The sequence below is a fragment of the Luedemannella helvata genome (assembly GCF_039528415.1).
Classification (GTDB): domain Bacteria; phylum Actinomycetota; class Actinomycetes; order Mycobacteriales; family Micromonosporaceae; genus Luedemannella; species Luedemannella helvata.
Window position 1 is genome coordinate 1 of the sequence record NZ_BAAALS010000095.1, and the last position, 1,029, is coordinate 1,029.

The following is a 1,029-nucleotide window of genomic DNA, read 5'->3' on the forward strand; positions in this document are numbered from 1 at the left end:
CTGCGTTCCCCGTCCCGCTCGACGTAGGCGGAGCCTTCCAGATCCGCACGATTTCGGCGAAGGAGGACACGTGAGCTCCGTCCAGCAGGCAGCGGCAGACCTCGCCGATGTCCTCTACGCCCAAGTTCGGCAGGCCTCTGACCAGGACCCCAGCATCCGGGGCGCGGACTGGCGGCTGGCTACGGTCACGTCGATCCAGACGACGGGAACGGTCACGACGACCGACGGGATTGTGGCCCGCCGTACCGACCTGTACGTCACCCCGGTGGTCGGGGACACGATCATCCTGACGGTGTCCGGTATGGGGAACTGGCTTGCCCTCGGCCGTGTCGCGCCGGTGACCACCGCGGGCACCTGGCAGGCGCTCACCTACAACGGCAGCTGGTCTGCTTGGGGGGCGCCGCACTATTCGCCGGCCTACCGCATCAACGGCGACGGCACCGTCTCCCTGTCCGGCCTGGCCAAGGCGCCCGGCTCGACGACGGGCACCTCGACCATCGCGACGCTGCCGACCGCGGCCCGGCCCGCGCAGAAGGCCCGGTTCTCAACGATCGTCAACCCGGGTGTCAATGGCGCCCTCGACGTCAACACCGACGGCACGATCCAGATCACCGACTACAGCGGCACCGCGATCTGGGCCACCCTCGACGGCGCCACATTCCGCCTCACGTAGAAAGGGGTGCATGTGAGCACCACAGACGCCTACGGGCAGGGCATCCAGGTCGCGGCGCTCACGGATGCCCCGAACGCCCAGGTGCTGGCCCAGGGCCTCGCCGCGGCAGTGGGCCAGAGCAATATGCGGTTCACGAACGCTGCCGCCCGCGCGGCCGCGCTCACCAGCCCGGTCGCCGGCATGCGGGCCTGGCTCGCCACCGAGAAGCTTTGGACGTACTACGACGGCAGCGCCTGGATCGTGGAGTCCTTCTCCGCGTTCGTGTACGCCGCCTCCACCCAGTCGATCCCACACAACACGGCGACGACGATCAACCTCAGCAACGCCATCCTCGACGACACCTCCGGGCTGAACGT

The 1,029-nt window shown here is 68.8% G+C and carries 2 protein-coding genes; both read left to right on the forward strand.

Annotated elements, in window-relative coordinates; all coding sequences use genetic code 11:
• Positions 1-70: 70 nt before the first annotated feature.
• Positions 71-673 (forward strand): hypothetical protein, encoded by a 603-nt coding sequence (locus tag ABD191_RS28855; protein ID WP_030900983.1) that lies wholly within the window; start codon positions 71-73, stop codon positions 671-673.
• A 12-nt stretch (positions 674-685) separates the two neighbouring features.
• Positions 686-1,029: hypothetical protein (locus tag ABD191_RS28860; protein ID WP_344089088.1), on the forward strand; the 344-nt coding region annotated here is incomplete at its 3' end.